At 48.5% G+C, this 25536-nt stretch carries 24 protein-coding genes; 17 read left to right on the forward strand and 7 right to left on the reverse strand.

Annotation, left to right across the window (positions count from 1 at the left end):
* Nucleotides 1–72 precede the first annotated feature (72 nt).
* From NSS64_RS06085 to NSS64_RS06145, 13 genes are all read left to right on the forward strand, one after another.
* A complete protein-coding gene (locus NSS64_RS06085) occupies nucleotides 73–1665 on the forward strand; it encodes a sensor domain-containing diguanylate cyclase (protein WP_341139552.1) in 1593 nt (530 codons plus the stop codon).
* 83 nt (nucleotides 1666–1748) lie between these two features.
* Nucleotides 1749–3347, forward strand: coding sequence for a DcuS/MalK family sensor histidine kinase (dcuS, locus tag NSS64_RS06090; protein WP_341139553.1), 1599 nt, complete (start codon nucleotides 1749–1751; stop codon nucleotides 3345–3347).
* Between the two features lie 49 nt (nucleotides 3348–3396).
* The gene (locus NSS64_RS06095) at nucleotides 3397–4104 is read left to right on the forward strand and encodes a response regulator (protein WP_341139554.1); all 708 of its coding nucleotides are present in this window, start codon (nucleotides 3397–3399) and stop codon (nucleotides 4102–4104) included.
* Between the two features lie 203 nt (nucleotides 4105–4307).
* A complete protein-coding gene (locus NSS64_RS06100) occupies nucleotides 4308–4442 on the forward strand; it encodes a subtilosin A family bacteriocin (protein WP_341139555.1) in 135 nt (44 codons plus the stop codon).
* 88 nt (nucleotides 4443–4530) lie between these two features.
* Nucleotides 4531–5910 carry a radical SAM/SPASM domain-containing protein gene (locus tag NSS64_RS06105; RefSeq protein WP_341139556.1) on the forward strand — a complete coding sequence of 460 codons (1380 nt, stop codon included), beginning with the start codon at nucleotides 4531–4533 and terminating at the stop codon, nucleotides 5908–5910.
* Between the two features lie 45 nt (nucleotides 5911–5955).
* Entirely contained in the window at nucleotides 5956–7704 is a 1749-nt protein-coding gene (locus tag NSS64_RS06110) for an ABC transporter ATP-binding protein (RefSeq protein ID WP_341139557.1), read from the forward strand.
* A gap of 9 nt (nucleotides 7705–7713) precedes the next feature.
* Nucleotides 7714–7881 carry a hypothetical protein gene (locus NSS64_RS06115; protein ID WP_341139558.1) on the forward strand — a complete coding sequence of 56 codons (168 nt, stop codon included), beginning with the start codon at nucleotides 7714–7716 and terminating at the stop codon, nucleotides 7879–7881.
* The gene (locus tag NSS64_RS06120; RefSeq protein WP_341139559.1) at nucleotides 7874–8602 is read left to right on the forward strand and encodes an ABC transporter ATP-binding protein; all 729 of its coding nucleotides are present in this window, start codon (nucleotides 7874–7876) and stop codon (nucleotides 8600–8602) included. The genes NSS64_RS06115 and NSS64_RS06120 overlap by 8 nt, the downstream gene beginning before the upstream one ends.
* Nucleotides 8599–10080: a hypothetical protein gene (locus NSS64_RS06125; RefSeq protein WP_341139560.1), complete on the forward strand. Its 1482-nt coding sequence runs from the start codon at nucleotides 8599–8601 to the stop codon at nucleotides 10078–10080. The genes NSS64_RS06120 and NSS64_RS06125 overlap by 4 nt, the downstream gene beginning before the upstream one ends.
* A 209-nt stretch (nucleotides 10081–10289) precedes the next feature.
* The gene (locus tag NSS64_RS06130) at nucleotides 10290–11648 is read left to right on the forward strand and encodes a 2-hydroxycarboxylate transporter family protein (RefSeq protein WP_341139561.1); all 1359 of its coding nucleotides are present in this window, start codon (nucleotides 10290–10292) and stop codon (nucleotides 11646–11648) included.
* Nucleotides 11649–11918: 270 nt separating this feature from the next.
* Nucleotides 11919–13103, forward strand: coding sequence for an NAD(P)-dependent malic enzyme (locus tag NSS64_RS06135; RefSeq protein WP_341139562.1), 1185 nt, complete (start codon nucleotides 11919–11921; stop codon nucleotides 13101–13103).
* 258 nt (nucleotides 13104–13361) lie between these two features.
* Nucleotides 13362–14426 carry a suppressor of fused domain protein gene (locus NSS64_RS06140; protein ID WP_341139563.1) on the forward strand — a complete coding sequence of 355 codons (1065 nt, stop codon included), beginning with the start codon at nucleotides 13362–13364 and terminating at the stop codon, nucleotides 14424–14426.
* Nucleotides 14427–14632: 206 nt separating this feature from the next.
* Nucleotides 14633–15781: an AI-2E family transporter gene (locus NSS64_RS06145; RefSeq protein WP_341139564.1), complete on the forward strand. Its 1149-nt coding sequence runs from the start codon at nucleotides 14633–14635 to the stop codon at nucleotides 15779–15781.
* A gap of 468 nt (nucleotides 15782–16249) precedes the next feature.
* Here NSS64_RS06145 and NSS64_RS06150 read toward each other — a convergent pair whose 3' ends face one another.
* Nucleotides 16250–16585: a helix-turn-helix domain-containing protein gene (locus NSS64_RS06150; RefSeq protein ID WP_341139565.1), complete on the reverse strand. Its 336-nt coding sequence runs from the start codon at nucleotides 16583–16585 to the stop codon at nucleotides 16250–16252.
* A 236-nt stretch (nucleotides 16586–16821) separates the two neighbouring features.
* Here NSS64_RS06150 and NSS64_RS06155 point away from each other — a divergent pair, with 236 nt between their 5' ends.
* The 3 genes from NSS64_RS06155 (at nucleotide 16822) to NSS64_RS06165 (ending at nucleotide 18834) form a co-directional block, all read left to right on the forward strand.
* Complete coding sequence (locus NSS64_RS06155) at nucleotides 16822–18288, forward strand: DNA-binding protein (RefSeq protein ID WP_341139566.1); 1467 nt, start codon at nucleotides 16822–16824, stop codon at nucleotides 18286–18288.
* Nucleotides 18289–18544: 256 nt separating this feature from the next.
* Complete coding sequence (locus tag NSS64_RS06160) at nucleotides 18545–18706, forward strand: aspartyl-phosphate phosphatase Spo0E family protein (protein ID WP_341139567.1); 162 nt, start codon at nucleotides 18545–18547, stop codon at nucleotides 18704–18706.
* Complete coding sequence (locus NSS64_RS06165; protein ID WP_341139568.1) at nucleotides 18706–18834, forward strand: hypothetical protein; 129 nt, start codon at nucleotides 18706–18708, stop codon at nucleotides 18832–18834. Before NSS64_RS06160 ends, NSS64_RS06165 begins: the two co-directional genes overlap by 1 nt.
* Before the next feature lie 67 nt (nucleotides 18835–18901).
* Here the strand turns inward: NSS64_RS06165 and NSS64_RS06170 are convergent, their stop codons facing one another.
* From NSS64_RS06170 to NSS64_RS06185, 4 genes are all read right to left on the reverse strand, one after another.
* Entirely contained in the window at nucleotides 18902–19645 is a 744-nt protein-coding gene (locus NSS64_RS06170; protein ID WP_341139569.1) for an amino acid ABC transporter ATP-binding protein, read from the reverse strand.
* Nucleotides 19646–19660: 15 nt separating this feature from the next.
* The gene (locus NSS64_RS06175; protein WP_341139570.1) at nucleotides 19661–20320 is read right to left on the reverse strand and encodes an amino acid ABC transporter permease; all 660 of its coding nucleotides are present in this window, start codon (nucleotides 20318–20320) and stop codon (nucleotides 19661–19663) included.
* Between the two features lie 29 nt (nucleotides 20321–20349).
* A complete protein-coding gene (locus NSS64_RS06180; RefSeq protein WP_445667832.1) occupies nucleotides 20350–21090 on the reverse strand; it encodes an amino acid ABC transporter substrate-binding protein in 741 nt (246 codons plus the stop codon).
* A 343-nt stretch (nucleotides 21091–21433) separates the two neighbouring features.
* Nucleotides 21434–22117, reverse strand: a complete 684-nt coding sequence (locus tag NSS64_RS06185; protein WP_036731535.1) for a pectate lyase — start codon at nucleotides 22115–22117, stop codon at nucleotides 21434–21436.
* A gap of 256 nt (nucleotides 22118–22373) precedes the next feature.
* On the opposite strand from NSS64_RS06185, the gene NSS64_RS06190 reads away from it, so the two are divergent.
* Nucleotides 22374–23054 (forward strand): GDSL-type esterase/lipase family protein, encoded by a 681-nt coding sequence (locus NSS64_RS06190; RefSeq protein ID WP_341139572.1) that lies wholly within the window; start codon nucleotides 22374–22376, stop codon nucleotides 23052–23054.
* A 45-nt stretch (nucleotides 23055–23099) separates the two neighbouring features.
* Here the strand turns inward: NSS64_RS06190 and NSS64_RS06195 are convergent, their stop codons facing one another.
* Both NSS64_RS06195 and NSS64_RS06200 read right to left on the reverse strand, forming a co-directional pair.
* Nucleotides 23100–24299 (reverse strand): MFS transporter, encoded by a 1200-nt coding sequence (locus NSS64_RS06195; protein ID WP_341142770.1) that lies wholly within the window; start codon nucleotides 24297–24299, stop codon nucleotides 23100–23102.
* 89 nt (nucleotides 24300–24388) lie between these two features.
* On the reverse strand, nucleotides 24389–25420 hold the full coding sequence (locus NSS64_RS06200) for an ROK family protein (protein WP_341139573.1): 1032 nt from the start codon (nucleotides 25418–25420) through the stop codon (nucleotides 24389–24391).
* Nucleotides 25421–25536: the final 116 nt, after the last annotated feature.

The raw sequence follows: 25536 nt of genomic DNA on the forward strand, positions 1-25536 counted from the left end.
GTCGAACATTATCAGTATTTGCGGTATGATGGGTGTATCTTTGCGTTTCTTGCTCCAAGGAGGATTGCAGTTTTGTATATAAGGTTGAAGCGCAAGCTTCGTCAAAGTAAAAAGCTGAGTCTCACCACGCTGCTCACAGGTCTGGTGACGCTGGTGGTCTTACTAACTTCGAGTATTCTTTTGCTTGGTTCTTATGAGTCCAAGAAGCGGTCATTAATGGAGACCACACTTCACCTGAATTACCTCAATGCTGACCGTATGTCGAGGACCATGGATTCCTTATTTCAGTCCATGCACGGGACTCTGGAATACAACGCCGCCCGGCTGTCTGACATAGAAGCTATGCCGCCGCAGCAAGTGAATGAGTCCCTGGATCTGATGCGCAGCAGCAGCAATTTCTTCAATTCCATCACCGTGGTCGACGCCAGCGGATTCATCCGCCATGTCTCCCCTGCCAGCATAGGGACTACAGGCAAGCACATCACCTCAGAGAATAGCAAGGAAGCATTAGCGCTCCGCAAGCCGTATATTTCTTCCCCTTATTTGACGGCCAATACCAAGCGGTTAATCGTATTTTTGAGCCAGCCCATCTTCGATGCTGCGGGAACCTATGCTGGAATTATTAGCGGCACCATCTATCTTCAGGAGAATAATGTGCTGTCTGAGATTTTTGACAATGGACAGGAGGATGATTCGGGGGTTTATTATTATATTGTGGATTCAGAAGGGCATCTGGTGTATCACCCGGATAAAACGCGGATTGGCACAGATGTCAGCAGTAATGAGGTTGTGCAGCAGCTGATGAATAAGCAAAGCGGAGAACAGCGTGTCACGAATACCCGGGGCATCGAGATGCTGGCCGGTTATTCCAGTGTGCCCGCCAATGGCTGGGGAATCGTGGTCGTCTCCCCGATTAGCCAGATTCATAAGGAGCTGATCGGGCATTTCCGTACCTTGATCGGGTATTCCTCCTTACCGTTCATTCTGCTGCTGTTGGGCGTTATTCTGCTGGCCCGCAAGTTTGCCCGTCCCTTCGTCTATCTGGCAGATGTCGTAAGCAGAATGGGCAAGGAACATATAGAGCTGCAGGAAGCGAAGCGGTATTGGAGCCGGGAGGCGTACTTACTGACAGACGGGGTGTCCCTTGCCCTGGCCAATATCCAGCAGCAGACTGAGCAGTTGACCCATGAAGCTGCAACGGATGTGCTGACCGGTCTGATGAACCGCAGATCCCTGGAACATACGATTAACCAGCGGATAAGCTCCGGTGCTCCCTTCTCGCTGGTGATGCTGGATATAGATAAATTCAAGCTCGTCAATGACACTTACGGCCATAACCTGGGTGATGAGGTTCTGAAGCATGTTGTCCGGGTCATCGTAACCTCGCTTCGCCCGGATGATATCTGTTACCGCTACGGCGGGGAAGAATTCGTTATTCTGCTGGCCCGGACCACGCCTGCTGAAGCCTTCAGCGCTGCTGAGCGAATCCGTCTTGCGGTTGAGCGGAGCCAGGGGCCGATTGCGGCGAAGCTTACGGTTTCACAGGGAATTGCCCACTACCCTTCCCATGCCGCTGACCTTACGGAACTGCTTGTGAAGGCGGATCAGGCCTTGTATCTGGCGAAGAGCAGAGGGCGTAACCAGTCTGTGATTGCGGAGTCCTAGCCGAATTTACTTTGAATTGTGAATATCGCGCTTTGAATACTTTTGCGTTATAATCGAGAAAAATTTCCTGAAGGTGGAGCAATGTGAGAATTGGTACAAAAAGATTACGCCTTCAGACCGCCATCACCCTGATGACCTGCGGCATCGTCGTGCTGGTGCTGCTGATTGTGTATGTAATGTTCGGCATGAGATTCTCCGAAGAAGCCCGGGCTTCTCTGGAGAACAAGGCCATCACGATTGCCCGCACGGTCTCGCGCACGCCGCGAGTGGTGGACGGGCTGCTTGCAGTGTCCGATTCCGGCAGCATCCAGCGTTATGCAACCGATATTAGCGCCATCAATGACGTTCAATTCGTGGTGGTCATGGATATGGGAGGGATTCGCCGTTCCCACCCTGATCCGGCCCTGATCGGCAAGCATTTCATGGGCGGGGATGAGACCGATGCACTGCATGGCAAGGAGACCATATCCGTGGCTGAAGGCTCGCTTGGTTATTCTGTGAGAGCGTTCTCACCGATCTTCGCCGCTGACGGCAAGCAGGTTGGAGCAGTAGCTGTAGGCATATCGCTTGGCAGCGTCCGTTCCGCCGTTCAGCAGAACCGCTGGATTATCTACTCGGGCATCCTGGTCGGCGGGCTGATGGGGATATTCGGTGCCATCCTGCTCGCCCGCAAAATCAAGCGGATGATGTTCGGCATGGAGCCGGGAGAGATCGCCAAGTTACTGGAGGAGCGCAGCGCCATGCTGCAATCGACCAAGGAAGGGATTCTGGCCGTCGATAAGGAATTGCGGATTACCCTGGTGAATGCCGAGGCACGCAGGCTGATGAACAGCGTCGGCTTGAGCCAGGACCCGGTAGGCAAGCAAGCCGGGCAGTTCTGGCCGCTGCTGCGGATGGAGAAGGTGCTGGATACTGGTGAAGCCTTGCTGGATAAGGAAGTGGAGCAGAGCGGCATTACGCTGCTGGTGAATGTGGTTCCGGTCCGGGTGAACGGAATCATCGAAGGGGCTATTGCCACGTTCCGGGACAAGACCGAGATCAGTATTCTGATGGAGCGGCTCTCCGGCATCTCCCTGTACGCCGAGGCACTGCGTGCCCAGACCCATGAGTTCATGAACAAGCTGCATGTCATTATGGGGCTGAATACGATGCGGCGGTACGACCGGCTGGAAGAATATCTGACGGATATTGTACAGAGCATCCAGACAGAGGCGGATTCAGTAGTCCGGCTGGTCAAAGACCCGGTAATGGTCGGCTTCCTGCTCGGCAAGCTCAGCAGAATCAGGGAGGCCGATGTGCGGCTGGTTATCCTGGATGACGGCATGCTGCCTGAAGCGGCGGATCACGAGGTGGCGCGGGAGCTGGTCACGATCGCGGGCAACCTGCTGGACAATGCGCTGGAAGCGCTGCAAGGCGCGGACAACAAGCAGATCGAGATGGGGTTCCGGCATAAGGACAACCTGCTTACCCTTAAGGTCAGTGATAACGGGACGGGCATATCGGCGGAGAATGGAGATCACCTGTTTGAGCAGGGCTATTCAACCAAAGGCGGAGACCGGGGCGTAGGGCTGTATCTGGTGCGGCGAAGTGTAGACAAGCTGGGCGGGACGATTACGTATGACAGCCTGGAGGGGGAAGGCACCGAATTCACGGTGCAGATTCCGTATAGAGCGAAGAATTAAATTAATCATGAAAAGGGTGGATAGCCCATGAAGAGTGGTGATAACGATTATGATAAAAGTACTTATCGTTGAAGATGATCCTATGGTATCGGAGATGAATAAGTTTTATGTGCAGCAAGTGGAGGGCTTTCGTGCCGATGGCTGGGCCAGCTCGGCGGAAGAAGTGCTGGGTATGCTGGAGAAGCAGGCCTATGACCTGATCCTGCTGGATATTTATATGAAGGAGAGCAACGGGCTGGAGCTGCTGTCCGAGATCCGGCGCAGGGGTGTGAAGATCGATGTCATCGTGATTTCGGCGGCGAGTGACAAGGAGAGCATTCAGGAAGCGCTGCAGAACGGGGCAGTGGACTACTTGATTAAGCCGTTTGAATTCTCCAGGCTCCGTGCAGCGCTTAATGGATACAGGGAACAGAACAAGCTATTCCGCACCCAGGAGCGGCTGAACCAGTCGGAGCTGGACAGGCTGTCCCGGTTCAAGCAGGAACGGACGACATCTCATGAACTGGCCAAGGGCTTCACCCGTCAGACCCTCCAGACTATCTGGCGTGCTGTGGAAGGCTGCGGCAGCGAGTTGTTCTCCGCTGAGGAGATCTCAGCGGTATCCGGAATCTCCCGCGTCTCCGCCGGCAAATATCTGATCGGGCTAACGGAGATGGGAGTGCTGGAAATGGACCTCGTCTACGGGAGCATCGGCAGGCCTGTGCAGAAATACCGGCTCGCTCCGAACGGTAAGGGATTGATTACTAAGTATATCTAGTTGGAAAGAATACTCTCAGTTTCAGATCAGAAATGGATTAGCCCTCTTGCTTCCCAATAAGGAGCCTGAGGGTTATTTCCATATTGTGTTCATATTTATGGGATTTGTCCATTTTTTGTGATTTATTTACATTAATTCCCAAATACTAGATGTATTATTTGGGTGCAGTAATAATAAAATCCAAATTTTAGGAGGAGATTCACGTGGAAAACCCAAGCTTTGAAACGCAAAAATCTACTTGTCCTGCTTGTAACGTTTGTGCATTGTGTCTGCTTGACGGTCCGATTCCCGATACTGAGGTCACTGCTGCTGTAAATGTATTTAATATTTGGGGTTAAGTTTTTATGGATGGGACTTAAAGAGGAGCTAATTCTTTAAGTCCTTTTCTTATTTTGTGAACAAATTCAGATGATTGGGGAGAAGTATATGTTATCTAAATACATTGCACTCACTGAAAAAGCACACTTACATCTAAATCCGGGCAAAAATAATTTGATTTATATTCGAAATGAGACGAATGCCACCTCCTTACAAATGGATGATTCACTCCTCACCTTGAATAAGACAGCGGCGGAAATATTGACTCATTGTCACGGGATATATACAGGAAACGAAATTTTAACACTTTTAGGTAATAAATATGATGTATCGGATCCTTTCGTCTATAGTTCAGGTGCAGAGCATGTAATTGGTCAATTAGTAGAAGAAGGAGCTGCAGTATTACTTGACGATCCTGCATACTACAAGATTAATATTACTGGAGATTTTGATTATGCTACACCCATTCATGCTACGGTTGAATTGCTTGCGCAATGCAATTTAAGATGTGCGCACTGTTACCGTGAAGCTAGTCCTGACATTGATGATACGATGTCTCTTGCCCATGTAAAGAATGTTTTCTCTACGTTAAGAGACCATGGAGTGATATCTGTTGAACTTACAGGCGGAGAAATTTCTATTCATCCGCATTTTTATAAGATTGTTGAACTGGCTGCAAAAATGTTTGATATTGTAGGGTTATTGACCAACGGCACCAAGATAACACAAAAGCTTTTGTCAACGCTTGAACCTTACAAGCACAAAATTGTTTTCAGTGTATCGTTAGATGGACCCACTGCGGAAGTTCATGAAGAGTTAAGAAGAGTTGAGGGTTCTTTTCAGAAAACATGTAATGGGATCCGGGCTATAAGTGAAGCAGGTTTTTTTGTCCGGGCAGCAATGTCTGTATATAACAAAAATGTATGGCATATTGAGGATACACTTCTGCTTGCGAAAGAGTTGGGTGCTTCACTCTTCGGGTACTCCAAAGTGGATCCTTTTGGCAGGGGTGAACGATTAGAAATGGAGGTTGATGTCGGCAAACTTGAACAGATTATCAACTATGAAAAACGCATTATGGATCAATACTCGGATTTTATTGCTGTTTTAAGTGAAGAACAAATCCGGAATAATAATAAAACTCCAAATTGTGGAATGGGATGGAAATCAGTGATTGTGGATCCTTTCGGAAATGTTAGACCCTGTGTAATGTTAACACCAGGGATGATGGATGTGGGCAATTTACATCATCAAAGCTACCGGGAAATTTTTGATTCACCATTGGCGCACCAGCTTCTTAATATGGTTTCCCCTGTTAAAAGTGAGTTGTGCAGTTCTGAATGCAGTCAAAAATCGTATTGCAGAGGCTGTGCTTTGCGTGCAATCGAAGCTAACTCCCATTCAGAAGAAGCCTGCCCTTGGGTTAAAGGTAATAATCTCCTGGAATATACTCAAAAAAAGAAGGAGCTTCAACTGCAAACACATTAACTACGGACTTATTCTTCGAGCGGTATTTGAAGAAAGGAATCCTATATGCGGACTAATAAAACAGGCAATACGAAGGTCTTGAAGTCCTTTGTCAAGGACTTGCGGTTTCTATACAAATGGTGGGCAATATTAATTGTAATAACGCTATTTTCAAACCTGATAATAGCGTTAAACCCGCTTATTGTCAGAGGAATAATAGACGTAGCCATTTCACAAAAAGATGTTGGTTTACTTTTCAAACTCATTATTCTGTTTATCATTATTTTTCTGGTGCAGGTTGGAACTGACGGCTTTCAATCCTACATGCAAACGGTAATCGGTCAAAAGGCGACAGCCCGATTTCGATTGAAACTAATACGAAAGCTTTTCCGGTTGCCACTGTCTTTTTTTCATAAGAATGATAAGGGTGATTTGTTAAATCGGATGGAGGTTGATATTAATTCAGTAGATTTATTATCGTCAAGGTTATTGCTCGTTATTATTTCACAGATCATATCGATGCTGTATTCGCTTATTATGATGGCATACTTGAATTTTCCATTATTTGTTTATACAATGATTATAATACCTGGGATTTATTTCTTCCAAAAGAGGACAGGTGAAAAATATAAAAGTAAGTCGATGGAGGGGAGAGAGAATATTTCAAAGCTTTTTAATATCGATAATGATATTCTGAGTGGTATTGATTTTATTAAAAGTAACGGTAACTATCCCCGTATTATTCATTGGTATAGTGAGGCTTTAAGAAAATGGTACCAGAATAATATCGGTTTATCGCTTATAAATCTCCAAAACACGTTTTTTTTAGGATCAGGTGCTCTAATTATAATGCTGCTGACATTTGGATTAGGAGGATATTATGTAATCGGTGGTACGATGACTGTCGGGGGGCTCATAGCATATAAAACTTATATCGAGAGAATGTACAATTCCATGTTTACACTCTCAGCAACCTGGCTCCAATATCAGAAGTCTTTAACGGGAATGGAACGAATATACTGGGTATTAGATCAGTCATCTCCGGTTATTCAAGATGGCCGCAAGAGTAAGCGGGAGATTAGCGGGGAAGTTGTGTTTAAAAATGTGTCGTTTCATTACGATAACGGTACACAGATTCTTAACAAGGCTAATTTCAGAATTATCCCCAATGTCCGAAACGTTATCGTAGGAGCAAACGGCATTGGGAAAACCACCCTTTTTCATTTGATTTCCAGACAATATCTTGTAACTGACGGTCAAATTCTACTGGATGAAGAAGGTTTGGAACACTATTCTGATTATCAGTTGCGTCAACAGACAGGAGTGATTTTCCAGGAACAATTCTTTTTCTCTAATACATTGTTCGAAAATTTCAAATATGTGAAGGAGAATGTTAGTGAGGAGCAGATATGGGGTGTTCTGGATAAGGTGGGTTTGAAGGCCTGGGCCAGCGGTTTGCCGAAAGGGCTGGATTCTTTATTAGGGACGGGAGGAATTCAATTATCTGGCGGGCAGAAGCAGAAGTTATCATTGGCCCGATTAATTCTAAAAAAACCTAGCGTCTTATTACTTGATGAACCTTCTTCTTCATTTGATACATCCTCAAAAGAGATGTTATATAAATGCCTGGAGGAAGAGTTTGCAAGATGCACCATAATATTAATTTCACACGATATAGAATCGATTATGGAAGACGATCATATTATCTTTGTCTACGATGCTAGTTGTGTTGAGGAGGGGACTCATTCAGAATTAATTCGCAATAGTTTTAATTATCGCAAGCTTTGGAGTATAGAAATTCAAGGTACTGTTTAGGAGGGAATAATGATGAGGAGAGTTATTATCTGTGCTGTAACCGCTTTGGTATTTGTGATAGCCGGAATTCAAAGAATAGATTCCAATAGCTCGACCAGCTCTTTATTTTTTATAGGTGCAGCACTTTGGGCAGGGGCTGCCTTCGCCAGCTACAAAAGGATAAAAAAGAATGGTTAGCTCTCAAACAGCTTCACTCCATATTCGTGCGCTCTCTAAGAAATATGGGAATAATCTGGCTCTGTCTGAGCTCGATCTGTCTATATATCCCCAACAAATTTGCGGCTTATTGGGAGAAAATGGTGCGGGTAAAACTACAACACTGAAGATTATTTCAGGTATTATCGAGAAAACATCGGGCTCAGTAGAAGTAGGCGGTATCTCTTTGGAACAACATCCTATTGAGGCCAAAAAAAATCTGTTTTTTATTCCGGACCATGCCGTCTTGTTTGAAAAAATGCGTGGGGACCGATACTTAAAATGGATGTGTCAACTTTATGATGTTGATTACAGCCTGGCTTGGCTTAAGATTAAAAGCTTTGCGGAAGCTTTCGGACTTACTAAACATATAAACAAAGAAATAGGTGAAATGTCTTTAGGCAATAAACAAAAACTGCAACTAACTGCCGGACTAATGATTGATCCTGCCCTGTTAATATTGGATGAACCCATGGTCGGATTAGATCCCGGGTCCATCATTATGATGAAAGAATCTTTGCTTGAATTTACCCGCTCTGGTGGAGCCGTGTTGTTCTCTACGCATTTATTACATATCGCTCAAGAAATATGTTCTCATATTGTAATCTTAAAGGAAGGCAAGTCTGCTTTAAATACAGCGATTGACACTCTTCCCCGGACCATTGATCTGGAACATCTATTTACGGATGTGGTATCAAAATGAGAATCACTAAACTTTGGCTGATGTTTAAATGGGTGATACAGTATGAACTAATACGTAGTCATATTGTACGAAAAGCTGTTTTGGTATCATTCTTGGCGATTATTTGGGTCTATTTAAATGTAATGTACAACAGTGAATTAATGAATCTTTCAATTTTATTTAATCCATTAAATGACTTGCTGGTTTCGATTTTGGTAACGCAATTGTTTTTTTTGTATTTTACGATGAACTGGTTCACTGCCATTCTATATGATGGACATAGTATAGATCAGCTTTTATCTACGCCATTGTCTAAACAAGAGATCGCAGGATCTTATTTTTGCGGATTATTATTACGTTTTTTACTATACAAGGCGTTCATCATATTTCCTTTGCTCAACTTAGCTTGGGGCAGCCATTCGCTTCTTTTATGGGACTACGTTGCTATTGGTGTATGCTTCGTTCTATTACCAGTTGTAACTCTTAACTTATCGCTGGCTATTTCTATTCTTGGGGCCTATGTGTCACCTGGCGGAAGAAACTATCGTTGGTTAAATCTAAGTATTTTTTCAATTATTATTATCTCTTCCGGTGTTTATCTCAGATACAACATCGCGTTGAGAGTGCAGATTGCCCACTGGCTAAGCAGTCCCTTGTGCTGGTTAGGTATTTTGATTCTCGCAGCTATACTTGCACTGGCAAACATGAGGTTGCTTGAAAAATATTGGATGAAGGGGAAAGAGCAAAAAAGCCCCCGGAAACCTTCAAGCCATACGTGGCTGCCTGGACATTTCTATATGCTTGAGCGCGAAATAGCTAATTTTTTCAGAGTTCCGTCCTTTGCGGTCAATTACATCGTTATGATCTGTATGGGGGCATTTTTCTCTTTTGCCTTCAATCACAATATTAAACTCGTTATGGCAAGTATTGTTCCTGAGAACATTTCTTCCATCCTTTGCGTATTTTTTATTACTCAATTGCTGAGTACCGGGATGTCCAGTTCAATAGTTGCGTTCTCCCGCGAAGGGCGCGAATGGTTCGGCTTAAAAAGTCTGCCGCTATCCCTGCAATCAATCTTTAATACGAAATTATTGTTTAGCACAATATGTGATGTATTAGGTGTGCTGCCTTCCATTATTATCTTGCTTGTATCCAACAAAATACAGGATTGGGTCACGTTATGCTGGTTAATTCCGTCAGTAGTACTGGCCATAGGGGTTAATACACTTCTTAAGATCGGTATGGATCTTAAATTTCCTGACTTTACATGGAATAATCCGGTTCAGGCGCTTCGTCACCCTAAGCGGTATGCTGCTTATGGCTGGAACCTGGCTTTTTTGGCTCTATTAATATTGAGTCTGATATTATCCGATAAATTCGCTGGTTTTGTTAGTATTTCAGGTGTATTTGTTGTTGTAGTCTGGATTTCAATATACATCTTCATCATTCGTGAGTTAGCAAAATCTCAGGTCTATACCAGTAAGCTTATTCATTTATAATTGAACGAGAACACAAAACTTGCTATTCATCTGGCTTCTTAACATAGAGGAGCCGGATTTTTTTGTATTCAGAGAGTACTTCCTGCGCTTTTAATTGATAGCGCTTACTTTAATAATTTACAAAACCCCTTTATTACTTTCATAAAAACAAAAGCGCTTTCAAAGCAGCTATGATGAATTTGTAAAAGAGTTAAGGAGGTAAGGTTAACATGCAAAAAGCAATTCAACCCCCGATTTCGGTACCGGAACAGCAGCCTGTTGTACTGAAGCAAGGAGAACAGGGTTTCGTCCAGAAGCTTCTGCATTTAAAAGTAGGCGTCATTCCGCTCCCATTGTATGTGGTATTTGCACTCATTATTTTTGCGGCTTCTGTGCTTGGTGAACTGCCAAATGATATGATCGGCGGCTTTGCAGTAATTATTGTACTGGGGGTGCTGCTCAGTGATCTGGGCTTCAAGCTTCCGATTCTCAAGAATATCGGCGGTCCTGCGATCCTCTCCCTAATGATTCCATCGTTCCTGGTGTTCTGGAATGTGCTTGATCCTTCGGTGCTCGAATCGGTCAACACGCTGATGAAGACCTCGAACTTCCTGTATCTGTACATCTCGATTCTGGTAGCCGGAAGTATTACCGGGATGAACCGGACCACGCTGATTAACGGCTTCATCCGCATCTTCATTCCGATGATGGCCGGAACAATCGCCGCAGTCGCTGCGGGGATGGGCGTAGGGATGCTGCTAGGCTATAGCGCACACCGGACGTTGTTCTACATCGTTGTGCCTATTATTGGCGGCGGCGTCGGTGAAGGAATTCTCCCGCTGTCCATCGCGTTCTCGCAGATTCTTGGCGGCGAATCCGGGTCGTATGTGGCGCAGATGATTCCGGCGGCGGTGATCGGCAACGTGTTTGCGATTATCGGCGCGGGCCTGCTTAAGCGGATGGCTGACAAAAATCCGTCCATCACCGGTAACGGTGTGCTCGTAAAGTCGAAGGACGGCCAGAAACTGGCGGGCAGCACGTATGACAACGCGAAGCCTGACTTCCTGCTGATGGGTGCGGGCCTGCTGTTCGCCTGCGGCTTGTTCATCACCGGACATCTGCTGTCGCCGTTCGTCGGCATTCCGGGTCCGATCCTGATGATCTTCGCAGCTGCGCTGCTCAAGATTTCCAAGCTGCTGCCTGCCAAAATTGAGCAGGGTGCTTATCAGCTCTATAAGCTGGTTTCCGGCACGTTAACCTGGCCGCTGATGGTCGGCCTGGGGATGCTGTACATTCCGCTGAAGGATGTCGCAGCCCTGATTTCGCTTCCTTATATTATTGTTTGCGCTACCGTTATCGTGGCGATGACGATCACCGGCTATTTTACCGGCAAATGGGTCAATATGTATCCGGTTGAAGCGGCCATTGTTACCGGCTGCCGCGGCGGCCTTGGCGGAACGGGCGATGTAGCCATTCTGTCTGCGTCGGGACGCATGGAGCTGATGCCATTCGCACAGATCTCCACCCGTATCGGCGGAGCGATTACAGTAGTTGTGGCTACGCTGCTCATCTCCGTCTGGGGCGGCTGATCAGGGAACTCAATCCGCATACGATACGCCTGAATCACATGAAATCGCATCCAATCGTGTCTAAATCGTGGACAATTTTCAGGTGTTAGCTTTTATCTTGCCAATCCGATAATTATCGCGGAGAATGACTAAGGGAGTATATGAAATGCAGAGTTGACGGGCCTGCATACGGGTCTGGTACAGTTCCGAATGCAGGAAGATCCGCTATATATAGTAAGATCTTATAATAAATGGAACAAACGTTTGACCAGTTGAATGGAGGAGATACCCATGGAACTATTAGAAGAAATTATGTTGCTGCATAAAGGCGGTAAGCTCGAAACTACCCTGAAGCATCCGATTCTGTGCAAAGACGACCTGTCCAAAGTCTACACGCCGGGTGTGGCGAAGGTCTGTCAGGCGATTGCCGACGATCAGTCCCAGGCCTATGAGCTAACTACGAAGAAGAATACCGTAGCTGTCGTATCTGATGGCACGGCTGTACTGGGGCTGGGCGATATCGGGCCGAAGGCGGCCATGCCGGTCATGGAGGGCAAAGCGGCGCTGTTCAAGCAATTCGCAGACGTCGACGCCGTGCCGATCTGCCTGGACACCAAGGATACCGAAGAGATTATTGCAATTGTAAAAGCGCTTGCCCCGACGTTCGGCGGCATTAACCTGGAGGACATCTCCTCCCCGCGCTGCTTCGAGATTGAAGCCAGACTAAGAGCTGAGCTGGACATTCCGGTCTTCCATGATGATCAGCATGGTACGGCAATTGTCGTAACTGCCGGACTTCTGAATGCGCTCAAGGTATGCGGCAAGGATATTAAGGATGTCAAAATCGTAGTCAACGGAATAGGTGCAGCAGGCATCTCCGTCTCCAAAATGCTGCTGCATGCCGGAGCGGTGAACCTGATCGGCGTGGACCGGGAGGGCGCGATTAACCGGCTGGCGGATTATGAGCGCAGTCACTGGAGCGATTACGCCCAGATTACGAACCCTTATCTTGAAATCGGAAGTCTATCCGATGTAATCAAAGGCGCGGATGTCTTCATCGGAGTCTCTGCACCGGACGTGCTGAAGCTGGAAGATGTGCTGAACATGGCCACAGATCCGATTGTGTTCGCCATGGCGAACCCGACCCCGGAGATCGATCCCGCGATTGCTGCGCCGCATGTAAGAGTTATGGCGACCGGCCGTTCCGACTATCCGAACCAAATTAACAATGTGCTCTGCTTCCCGGGAATATTCAGAGGGGCGCTGGATTGTGAAGCCACAGATATCAATGAAGACATGAAGCTGGCGGCAGCAGAGGCGATCTCCTCAGTGATTGACCCATCCGAGCTGCACGAGAAATATATCATCCCGGATGCCTTCGATCCGCGTGTAGTAGAGAGAATCCGCATGGCTGTAGCCGAAGCGGCAGCTAAGAGCGGCGTAGCCCGTAAGGACCTGCTGGTCGGTGTTAACTGATACCTTTATTAATGAAGATACACAAACGGCAAGCTCGTCAGATGAGCTTGCCGTTTTTTTGCAAGAATAAGGATTTATATGGTTTGGGGTGTGGGGTTATTTTGCAAGCCGGAGGTGTTGCTCAGGAAGTGTACGGCTATAGGGGAGAGAGGCGCTTGGCGCTGGTTATGATTACGGAATTACGGGTAATGAACGGGAGATTCTAGGCCGGTTATGGAAGTACCGGCTATACATAAATCTGAGACCGGAGGGAACAAGATGAGTGAGCAAGAAGTGGAAGCTATCGGCTGGGATGCTATAGAGGAACAGATGACGAGATTATACGGGGAGCAGACGCCGAAGCATTATGCGGCTATGCTGCCGTATAGCCTGGGAGGCAATGACCCGCTGAACGGAATCAGCGCCTATACAGCCGAACAGCCCTATCCGCATTGGCATTTCGTAACCTTCGGCTTCACCGAACTGTTCGAGAAGGAGTCCGAGGACCCTGAATACAGCGGCTACGGCTTCGAGCTGACCTTCCGCCTGGCGCGAAGTACAGAAGAACAGGAGCCTCCGGCCTGGGCGATCAATCTGCTGCAGAACATGGCCAGATATGTGTTCTCCAGCGGCAATATCTTTGCTTCCGGCCATCACCTGGATGCCAATGGTCCGATATGCCTGGGAGCAGATACTGGGCTGACGGCGCTGGCGTTCACCGATGACCCGGAGCTTCCGGCTGTGGATACGCCGAACGGCCGTGTGGAATTTCTGCAGATGGTAGGGATCACAGCGGACGAGCTGGAAGCGATGATGTCCTGGAATACCAACGCCTTTCTGGAGGCCGGCAGGGAGGTTCTCCCCCACTATATCACCGATCTTGCCCGGGGTTCACTGCTCGAACTTCCGGCCATCCAGGAAGCGGTGCGTCAGGGTATCGACCGTGACGGTTCCCAGACGGGCATTCTGTATGTGGATGAGCTGGGCTATGAGCCTGGCACAAGCCGTCTGATCGGCACAGCACCGGCCGTCCTGACTATAGGCGCACGGCAGGCACCGATTATAGCCAAGCTGCTGCGCGGCCGGCTGCTGAAGGGGAAGCCGCTGACGCTGACCAGCAAGAAGCGGCAGGTGATGCTGGAATTGAGACCTGCTAACGAGAGTAGGGTCAATGAGGAGTTTGTCAGTATCGGTCTGACAGAAGAGGCAGTCCTGGAGCTGGAGGCGAAGCTCCAGCCCAAGGAAGGGGAGCTGCGGCTGTCTGCCGCCAAAGCGTTGAAGGTGCAGATCCGCAAGACTTACATCAAAGACCAGGAAGGCAATGTAGTCCAAACTATCGGCTAACCGCGCAGACAGAAGCTTTCTTTTCGGCAAATAGATACCCGCCTATCCCAGAGCCGTTTCATGAGGGAATTAAACATAGTCGTATTCCGGCCCGAAGACCAAATCTTTAGCTTATCTTTAGACTTGGTTTAGTCTGAATTAAGAAACCCCGGCTATATTTAAGTGAACAAGAAACGCTGCTCAAAATAACGGAACGGGAGTCAACTATGGCCAAATTGAATTTGTTCATCCGCATTTGTATTGCCGTGCTGCTGGTGCTGGGAATTATCTATGTCAGCTCACTGGTAGACTTTATTTTTACCCCTATTATCTCGCTCTTCAATGTTGTGATGGTGCCGTTAATGCTGGCCGTATTCTTCTATTATCTGCTTCGGCCCCTGATCGACTTCCTGTCCTCGCGCAAATTGAAGCGGACGCTGGCGATCCTGCTGGTCTATCTGGTCATTGCTGTTCTGCTGCTGGGCTTCACGGTAGGCGTATGGCCATCGCTGCAAAGTCAGCTGCTGAACCTGGGCAACAATATGCCGGGTGTGCTGAGAGCAGTGGGAGAACAGTTAAGTAAGCTGGAGAACACGGAGCTGCTGTCGGGTCTGATTCCCGAGAATATGAACCTGTCCAGCCAATTGATGGGCTATTTGAATACAGGCTTCTCGCTGGCAACGGGCTATGTGTCCGGGCTGTTCTCCTTTGTCTCTAATTTTGCGATTGTGCTCTTCACCTTTCCGATCCTGCTGTTCTACATGCTGAAGGAAGGCGGGAAGTTCGGCGATAAGCTCGTGAGCTTCTTCCCGAGACGCTATCACGAGGAGGGCGCGGGGGTGATTGCCGAGATTGACGGCGTGATGGGCAGCTTCATCGTCGGCAGAGTGCTGGTTAATCTGGCGCTGGGCGTCCTGATGTACATCGGTTTTCTGATTATTGGCCTGCCGTATGCGCTGCTGCTGACGCTGGTGGCGGTGCTGATGAACTTTATCCCGTTTATCGGAGCCATTCTGTCTACTGTGCCAATCTTCATCATCGGTCTGTTTGAGTCCCCGTCTACGGCGGTCTGGTCCATTGTGGTCGTGCTCGTTGCGCAGCAGATTCAGGATAACCTGGTGGCCCCCTATATCTTCGGCAAAAGCATGGATATCCACCCGCTGACTACCATCATTCTCGTCCTGGCCGGCGGCGATTTCGGCGGAATCATCGGCATCCTGGTCATTATTCCGGTCTATATGATGCTCAAAATCATCATCGTCAAGCTCTACCAGCTGTTCATCCGCAAGCGCTGGGATGAGGAGCCGACAGTTCCCATGGGACCGGCGGAGCCGGTGCCCGGGGGTACAGTGTCTTCTGCGGAAGCGGGGGAGTAGGTGGAGTAGGTGGAGTGAAATAAGGCAGAGTAAGGACGGATTAGCGCGTGGATGGGGTGGAGAAAGTGCGGTTCGGTTCGGTTGAAGTAAGGGTAAGGTTGGCTGAAGTAAGAGTGGAGTTGGTCTGAGCTTGGGGCAGAGGTGGAAAAAAGGCACTTATTTCGCTCGAAATGGACGGTTACGGGTCAGCAGTTGGAAAAAGTACATCTAATCTTCCGAATTATAAGGATTCGCCGAAAGTCGGCCCCAGTAAGTGTTGTTTATCCAACTAATATAAGGAAGTGTATCTCTAGCGCGAAATTAGATGGACTAAATCCACTTGCTTCATCTGCTGCGTTCTGAGCTAAGCTTGAGCGTCATCCCAGTAACACTTTAAGTGTTCAGATTAAAATAAACACACCAGAAATCAATCCATAAGATGATTTTCGGTGTGTTTTTTTGGTATGAATTCGTTTGTAATGTAATCAGCTACTTGGATGTTTTCTTAAACATTTCACTCAATACACGATAAGCCTTCTCTTGTTCATCGTTAGATTGCTCCTGCAACAGATGAACAACCTGCCAGATCCATTCCTGATTATTCAAGTGATCAAACTGAGGATGATTGAATAAGGCGTATACGCTTATTTGTAAAGCATCTGCAATTTTTTCTAATGTTTCAAGCTGCACATTTTGCTCGCCACGCTCTAATCGCCCAATGTAGGTGCCGTATGTATCTACTAGTTCTGCAAGTTGTTCCTGGGTCAGTCCTTTAAGATTTCGATAGTGTCGTACTTTATCTCCTATTTGTTTTGCTACCTTCATTAAAGGCCCACCTCTCTCTATATAAAAGTGTAGACCAAGCCTATAGGAGATTAGCAGAGTGTTGAAAGTTGTATTGTTTGTTTAATAATTGAACTTAAAAGTTCTATAAGGTACAATTTACCCATATTCTAAAAGATGTGGTGCATGCTCCGACAAAAAAAGCATTACAGCTTGGAAAAATTAGCTGCAAAACGCTTTTCCCGAGCAGACCATAGAAGAGATGGGGGAACATCATATTGATCAATAACAAAAATGTTCCAAACCCTAGCTCTCTTACTAAACCAATAGCTTCTATACTAACCTTGATCGAGAGAGAGATGGAACAGCAGAATGTGACAATGCATGAACTTGCACAGCGAAGCGGGATAAACCGCGGTCTACTAAGTGCTATATTTACTAGCATACCTTCAAAGCCCATACCAGTACGGCAGTTAGATTTAATCGGAAAGGTGCTAGAGCAACCTCCTGGCTGGCTGTATGAGTTTTATGTTACCGAATGTTTGGCCAGCGGCAAAACCCACTGGAAACAGATTAAAAATTTTCTGTTGCGATGTGTCCAGCTTGGAAAAGAGGATTTGATTACTGCCACGTTGAACCATATCATGGAAGAGCCTGTTCATATCCAAGATGTATTCACTTTAGCTGAGTCACTTTTTGCCCAAGGAGAGTGGAAGTCCTCCATTCCATTTTACCGTTGTATCTGTGAAAATGAGATCAAGCAGCATTCCGAGCGGCTAGCCACTAGTCATTACAAATGGTTTCGAGCCAGGCTAGGTACTGACCTAAAGGAAAATCATGAGGCTGCGCTCAAGTTTGCACCTTATCGGAAGCGTCTTGCCGAAAACCTACAATTAGACGGCCTGCTGCAATTAGCCAATGTTCATTTTAACCTGCAACAATGGGACGAAGTAATCCGATATGCCGATGAAATGAAAGCCTTGCTGACTATTATTCTCTTTCCAAAAAAAGAACGCTCACGTAGAGGGATTACCGAAACTGAAGCGTTTATCACAGAACGGCATTTGGTCTTTTATTATGGGCAGAGTTTTTTGCTGAAAGGGAATGCTCTAGAGTGGATGGGGAGGTATGAACAAGCTTTAGAGTATATTGCCGGATATGAGGATCTGAGCTGGTTCGATAACCTGGATGATACTGGTTGGGAGGAAGTCTACAAATTCACACGGTTTGCTGAGGCCAATCGATATAACCTGAATGTGCTTATGGGACATTTTGATTGTTTGCCAGAGTATCTAACTTTTTTAGACAAGTACCCAGAGGAGTGGCTGCCTAGCCTGCTGACCATCATGAATGCAGTTAACCGTTTTGAATATGAGGCTGACGCAGTGCTTGCTCATTTCAAAGATCAAATAGATGAGTTACTAACGAACGATTCCTGGCCTGCCCATGTGCATTATCAAGATGTTTTTCAACGTGACCGCTACGCGCGGTTATGCTATGAGCTGGCTAAGTACTGTCTTACTCGCCATCAGTATCAGGAGGGGATCAATCGGCTGCTAAAAGCCTTGTCCCATTCTATTGCATCTAACAACAAGAACCTCATCATAAACTGTGCTGCCTTTTTTGAGCAGTACCGAAATCAGGCTTTGGCTGAAAAAAAAGCAAGGTATGAGCAATTTATGAAAGGAGTGATCGAAGATGCGCAAGTGGCTTTCATCCCTGCTTCTAGTGAGCTTACTTTGTAGTTCATTGATCTTGGAAGTAATACCGCCCATACCACCTGACGGTTCCTTTCCTGTAAATGTATCAACGCTCTCAAATGGTGAAGGTTCTTAAAAAATCAACATAAAAACAACCTCTGTGTTTTATAAGCGGAGGTTGTTTTTGTGTCCAGAGAGATCAAACATTTTCATAACGTGAGAATCCTAAAAGGTTTTTTTCATAGTTGGGTAACTCTTGCTAAAATGGGTCAAACGACAAAATATGGGAGAAACATTTATCATGTATACCCTACAGCAATTAATCGAAGAAAAACGAAGGGAAATGAATGGGTTGGCTAACGAATACGGTTTATTGGATGATCGGGTGTTGACGAAGTCGAGGGAATTGGATTGTCTATTAAACGAATACCAAAGATTAGTTGTACAAATGGAGGGCCTGTAATGTTTATTCCCATCATCCAGTCTCTATCCACAGGGCAACAACTTGTGGCTCTCATTCTGGCAGCTATACAGCTCAGTGTTCTTATATTATGGATTCGTTTAGAGGAAAAGAAGAGAAAAGCAAAATGATCACAGCATCCTACACATAAAAAAAAAGGACTCGCGTTAAGTCAAGTCCTCATCTGCTTCCAATTTGCTACTCCCGCATCAAAAACGCCCGTGTCCGCTCCAGCTTCGGGCTGCCGAAGATCTCCTCCGGTGTGCCGGATTCGGCAATGTCCCCGTTGTCCATGAAGAATACACGGTCGGCGACATCGCGGGCGAAGCTCATCTCATGGGTGACGATCATCATCGTCATGTTCTCCTCGGCGAGCTGGCGGATGACGCGGAGCACCTCGCCGGTCAATTCAGGATCGAGCGCCGAGGTGGGCTCATCGAACAGAAGAATGTCCGGGCTGAGCATCATCGCTCTGGCGATGGCGACCCGCTGCTTCTGCCCGCCGGACAGCGTGGAGGGGTAGACGTCTGCTTTGTCGGCAAGCCCTACCTTCGAGAGCAGCTCCTGGCTCTTGGCGGTAATCTGCTGCACACTCTCCCGCTTCAGCGTGCGCGGGGCAAGCTCCAGGTTGTCCCGCACACTGAGATGCGGAAACAGATTAAAATGCTGGAACACCATCCCCATGCTTGAAGTGATGTCTCTGATCGCTGCCGTACTGGCGTAACGGCCATTCTCAACCAGCGCTTTCCCGCAGATCGAGATGCTGCCCCCGGTGACCTCCTCCAGATGCACGAGACTGCGCAGCATGGTGCTTTTACCGGAGCCCGAGGGTCCGATTACGGCAACGACTTCGCCGGGCTTCACGTCAAAGCTAATCTTGTTCAGCACGCTGAGGCTGCCGAAGGCTTTCATCAATTGCCGTACTTCAATCATGCTACTCATAGCCAAACAGCCCTTCTACTCAAATTTGAAACGTCTCTCCAGCAGCTTAAAGAATAGTGTCAGCACCAGTGTCATCAGCAGATAAATAACGCCCGCTACGATAAAAGGAGTGACGGTAAAATCACGGTTCACCGCCGTCTTGGCGAAATTTAGCAGCTCAGGTACCGCCACGGCATACAGCAGAGCGGTATCCTTGACCAGCGTAATAGACTCATTGGCAACCGCAGGCAGCGCCACCCGGAACATCTGGGCCAGAATGACCTTGCGCAGCGTCTGCCATCGGCTTAAACCGAGCACCTTGGCTGCTTCATGCTGGCCTTTATCGATCGAGAGCAGCCCACCCCGGAAGATCTCGGCGAAATAAGCGCCGTAATTTAAGATGAAGCCCAGGCTGGCCGCCACGAAGCGGTCCATAACCAGATATTGCCCGATTACGGGAATCTGCGGCAAACCGAAGCAGAAGAAGAACAATTGCAGCAAGAGCGGCGTTCCGCGCATGACGTAAATATAAGCGTGTGCGATCCAGGCCAGCGGCTTTAGCGTGCTTTTGGCCATCAGCGTGACCACCATCCCAAGCGGAATGGACAGCACGATCACGATCAGGAACAGCAGCACCGTGGTCCGGGCGCCTTCCAGCATCGGTCCGGAAATTCTAATAATATAATCGATATCCATGTCTTCAACCGGCTCCTAAACGATAGCTTCTAGTTCAATACCTTATTCTCTCCGAACCACTTGGTTGAGATCTCAGCGGCGGTTCCGTCACTGTTCAGCTCGTCCAGCGCCTTCTGCAGCTCTTTCAGCAGCTCATCATTGCCCTTCTTGATTCCAATACCATATTGCTCAGGAGCCAGTGATTCTTCCATCAGCTTATACGTATCCGGCTCCTTGGCTATGTAGTATCTGGCGACAACCTCATCAATGACCACCCCGTCCAGGCGGCCCGATTTCAGGTCAGTCAGCGCCAGTACATTGTCGGGGTATTCGGTCACGTCCTTAAGCTCGGCTTTGATCGGACTGGCATCCAGGGCATCTGCGGCAGAGGAGAGGCTTTGCAGTCCGACCTCTGTGCCGGCCAGATCCTTAAGCGCTGCCAGCGATGAACCCGCCAGCACAACTAACACCTGGCTATTCTCCAGATAAGGCTTGGTGAACAGCACCTTCTCCTTGCGCTCGTCCGTGATGGTGTATCCGTTCCAGATCATATCGATGCGCCCGCTGTTCAGCTCGGATTCCTTGGCGGACCAGTCAATCGGCTGGAAGGTCACCTCTTTGCCCATCTTCTTGGCAGCTGCCTTCGCATAGTCAATATCGAAGCCGACAAGCTCATTGTTGTCATCCCGGAAGCCCATCGGGGCGAACTTGTCATCTATGCCGATCACCAGCTTGCCGTCCTTGCCGCCTGAACCGGAGCCTGAGCAGCCTGTAATTAGTACAATAGCCATGATGGTTAATAGAACCCATATTCCCTGTCTCTTCATCTCTCTAATCCCCCTAGTAGATTGCCTGCCGCATCGGTTGCTTTAGTTCGTTAATACGTTATCAGTGTATCATAATAACATATCATGTGAGTTCATGTCGATAGAGTTGAGAGGGGCAGATGTGTCCAAAATAAATCCAATTCTCCATCCCGGAGATTATCGTGTTCATGTGTGCTTGGCCGTCCGTCTGAACTGAAACCGCCTCCATCCCGGCGGAGCCGGAAATGGAGGCGGTTACTGTTAAAGGTGGTCTGCTGCAGGAATCAGCCGGGTGTATTCACACTAGCTTCCCTGACCTTGTTGTACCTTAATATTGCGTGTTGCCCGATTGGCTGGTCTTGCCCGAGGCAAAACCCTTGAACAGGGTTGGCACATTCCGGTAGCGGGTATTGGTGATCCGGGCGGCGCTGCTGCTGCTGTCTGTGCGGAAGATGGAATCCTTGACGTTCGAGATGTCCGAGTTGTCCAGTGTGAAGTTCACGGTGTAGGAGGTGCCGCCGTTCTGGCGGGCCAGCTTGCCGATATCATCGGCTCTGAAATTCTTAATGTTGATGGTGCCCGCAGCGTTCGCCTGAAACACTTTATCGTAGGCTTTGTACGCACCTCCGCCTGTAATATTGACGGTGCCGGAGGCCTTCAGGGTAAGGGCATCTTCGCCGACATCCTGCCAGGTTACGTTGGAGATGGTAGCATTCCCGTAACAGTGCACCCCGTCTGCGCCGGGAGCGCCGATAATTACATTTTTGAGTGTAGCATTCTTTTCCAGCCGGAAGATGGGCTTCTGGTTCTCTGCCTGGCTGCCGTCTCCAAGCGTACTCGGATTGGCGACGAACGTCTGGCCATTGCCGTTATACGTCTCCCCGGCCTTCACTACAATCGTCGAATTCACCACAATTGGTGATGCGGCTGATACCTCGGGGGGACTGGCAACATAGAACGAAGACAACAGTGCAACCGACAGGAGCAAGCCAACTACCTTTTTCAAAAACATTCCGCCCTTCAACTGTAGAATTGAGGTCCGGCGTACCGGCACCTTGCGGGCAAACCAGCCAGATGTGCACCTCTGACCGCACCCGATATCTAACATATAACGGAACACGTGTGCATAGAACATAAACCTTACATGAAGATCAATTTCCATATTTCTGACACAATTTGGAGCGAGTTGCAGGTTTAGTTATGGAGTAGAACAATAGTAGAGTAGCAGAGTACAATAGAGTAGAGCAGCAGAAACGGAGGAGATTAGCTTGACTGAGGAAGAGCTTGACGCAATGTGGGAGAAGCAAATGCAAGAGGAGAAAGCAGAAAAGGTGAAGAAGTACAGCATCCTGAACACCTTGGCGCGAAAAGGGCAGACTGTACTGGCGGGCTCCTCGCTGATGGAATTTTTTCCGGTGAATGAATTGCAGCAGACGCTGGAGAAGCAGACGGTTATCTATAACCGCGGGATTGCGGGCTATGTGACCCGGGAATTGCTCGAAGCGCTGGAGGTCTGTGTGCTGGAGCTTGCGCCTTCGAAGCTGTTCATTAATATCGGCACGAACGACATCAGCTCAGCGGACGGGGAGTATGAGCTGGAGAAGCTGCTTGCGAATTACAATGAGATTCTGACCCGGATCGGGGCCAGGCTGCCGGAGTGCAAGGTGTATGTCATGGCGTATTATCCGGTGAATGCCAAGGCCGATTTCCCCGGAATGGATGAGGAGATGCGGGAGAACTACTTCAGAACGAGAACCAATGCGGCGCTGCTGGAAGCGAACCGGGCAGTGGAGGAACTGGCGATGAAGCACGGTTATGAGTTCATTAATGTCAATGAGGGGCTGATGGACGCTGAAGGGAATTTGAAAGAAGCATACACGATGGACGGTGTCCACATGTATGCTAACGGGTACGCGGTGGTGCTGCATAACCTTAAGGATTATTTGTAAAAGGCAGGGGCGGAGGGGGGCAGTAAGCCCTCCCCGATCCGGCCCTCAGATCAATTCCTGCCGCCGCTTCAAATATACATACAGCACGATGCCCGACAGGGAGCAGACGGCTGCGCACAGTCCGATGAACCCGTACCCCGCCTGGAGACCGCGGAGCAGGCCAAGCTCGGTGGTGGAGCCGTAGAAGGCTTTGACGGACTCAATAACCCAGCCGATAATATAGTTGCCGATGACGCTCCCGAGGCCCATTAAGGTGACCACAAAGGTAATGGCTGTATCGCTTCCGTTCGGGTAGCGGCGGGCAATAAAAGCCATCACGGTAGGATAGATAATAGCGATCCCGGCCCCGGATAGGGCGAACAGAAAGGCGAGACGCTCCCCGCCGGCCAGGGCGGCGAAGGTGCAGACGGCCGAGAAACAGGAGAAAATAATCAGCGAGAGCACGAAGCCGATCCGGTCGGTCAGCGCACCCAGCAAGAGCCGTCCCAGGGAGAATAGCAGGAAGAAGGCTGACAGTAAGCCGGAAGCCCGGACAGTGTCCCAGGCATAAGCCTTTTCCAGAAAGTTGACCAGCCAGCCGCCCACCGCCAGCTCTGAGACCACGCCGAAGGACAGGATCATCACCATCATCCAGAGCGCGGGATCGCGCGTCAGGGTACGGAAGGAGGTGCGGTCCTCATTCGGCAGATCATCTCCGGGAAATGTGCTGCGCAGCGCCGAGAGGATCGGCAGCAGACAGAGCGACAGCATGACCAGATACATCCCCCGCCAGTCCAGCATATGACCGAATACACTCAGCGACATAACCCCGGTTGCCAGCAGCGGCGCTACAGTTGAGCTTAGGCCATAGAAGAAGTGGGATAGGTTCATCATCATCCCCGTGTTTTTGACGAAGATACGTGCCCCCAGAATCGCCAGTCCGATCTCCAGCATCCCGTTCCCTATGTACATTAGAAAGTAAGAGGAAGTAAACAGCGGATAGCTGTGTGAGAGGTAGATTAGCACCCCTGAGAGAACCATGGAAGCAAACGAAATAATAGTGACTGCCTTGATGCCCCATTTGCGGACAAGAATAGCGGTGAAGGAGCAGGCGAGCAGATAGCCCAGCGCGTTCAGTGAGAGCAGTGTGCCGAGCTGGCCTTCATCCAGATTGAACGACAGCTGAATCCGCGGAATCGCGGGTCCTTTGATATTCTCGGAGATGCCAAAGACCACAAAGCCGAGGAAGATCGTTACGAGTTGCATAATGTAGACGGTGTTGCGTTTGCTGGTAGAATGGGTGGGTTGAGCTTTCACAGTACAATAGCCTCCAGGATATTAAAAATAGATTTATTTTACTTTCGTTCAACCAGGTGAAAACGGCAATTCAGGCTTTCGATGGTTGTTGTAATCAGTCCGGTCATGTATTCTTGCCGGGTATCATTCTGAATGATCAGCTCAGGCATATGCCCCTGCGGAATGATCTCCCGGCACCCGCTGAGCAGATCCTCCAGCATCTTCGGCGAGATATTGTCGCCTGTAATTACGATGGTGGCAGGGTTAATGATGCTGATGATGGATACCAGGGCATGTACGGCTAGCTTACGGGGGTCGCCTGAGCTCTGGAGCAACCGGAGCTGCTCTTCTCTGGGGATACCGTAAGGCAGGTAAGACACCTCACCGCTAAAAAAGCTGTGGCCGTTCAGCAAACGTCCGTTCACTATGAAGCCGGCCCCCGGGAAATGGTTCTTGGGGAAGGTCAGCACAGCAAAATGGCTCTCTTCATCCAGGAGCAGCTTCTGGTACAAGCCGTAGACCGTCAGGTTCATATCATTCTCAATGATGATCTCTACCTCTTCATAGCGTTCCTTCAGGAGAATGCCGAGCGGCTGATCTGCGAGATCAGGGACATCACATATCCCTATCCGGTCATGCTGGACGACTCCCGGAATGCCAATGCCGATCGCCTGGACATTCGGATGGACCGCAATGATCTCATCCAGCCATTCTGTCAGAGTATCCGGGGGAATCCGGTCAAATTCCCTGGCAGCTTCCTCAATGATCTCACCATTCAGATTAGCAAGCGCATAAGTAATCGACTGCAGGCCACCCTCCGAACGTACAATCATACAGAGGATATAAGAGTAATCTGCGTTGAACTGGTATATTCTCGCCGGCCTGCCGCCGCTGGATTCTTCCCAACCAAGCTCCAGAATCTCGCCGGTGCGGACCAGTTCATTCAGGATGGTGCCGCAGGTAGCCACGCTTAAGCGGGTCTGTCCGGCAATGTAGGCTTTGGTGCCGGTGCCGGAGGTGCGCAGCATATTTTTGACTAGCTCCACATTTATTTTCTTCACCAGCTGTGTGTTATGAGACGGCGGTGCCATAGCAGAGTCCTCCTCCCGGATGATTGTATTAATGTTTTTAAAAGAGTTCTAATAAGTGAATTGTAGTTAGTTTCCGCTGAAATGGCAAGATATAATTGTCTCATTTCATAGCGAAT

This window comes from Paenibacillus sp. FSL H8-0122, assembly GCF_038005345.1.
Lineage (GTDB): Bacteria > Bacillota > Bacilli > Paenibacillales > Paenibacillaceae > Paenibacillus_AQ.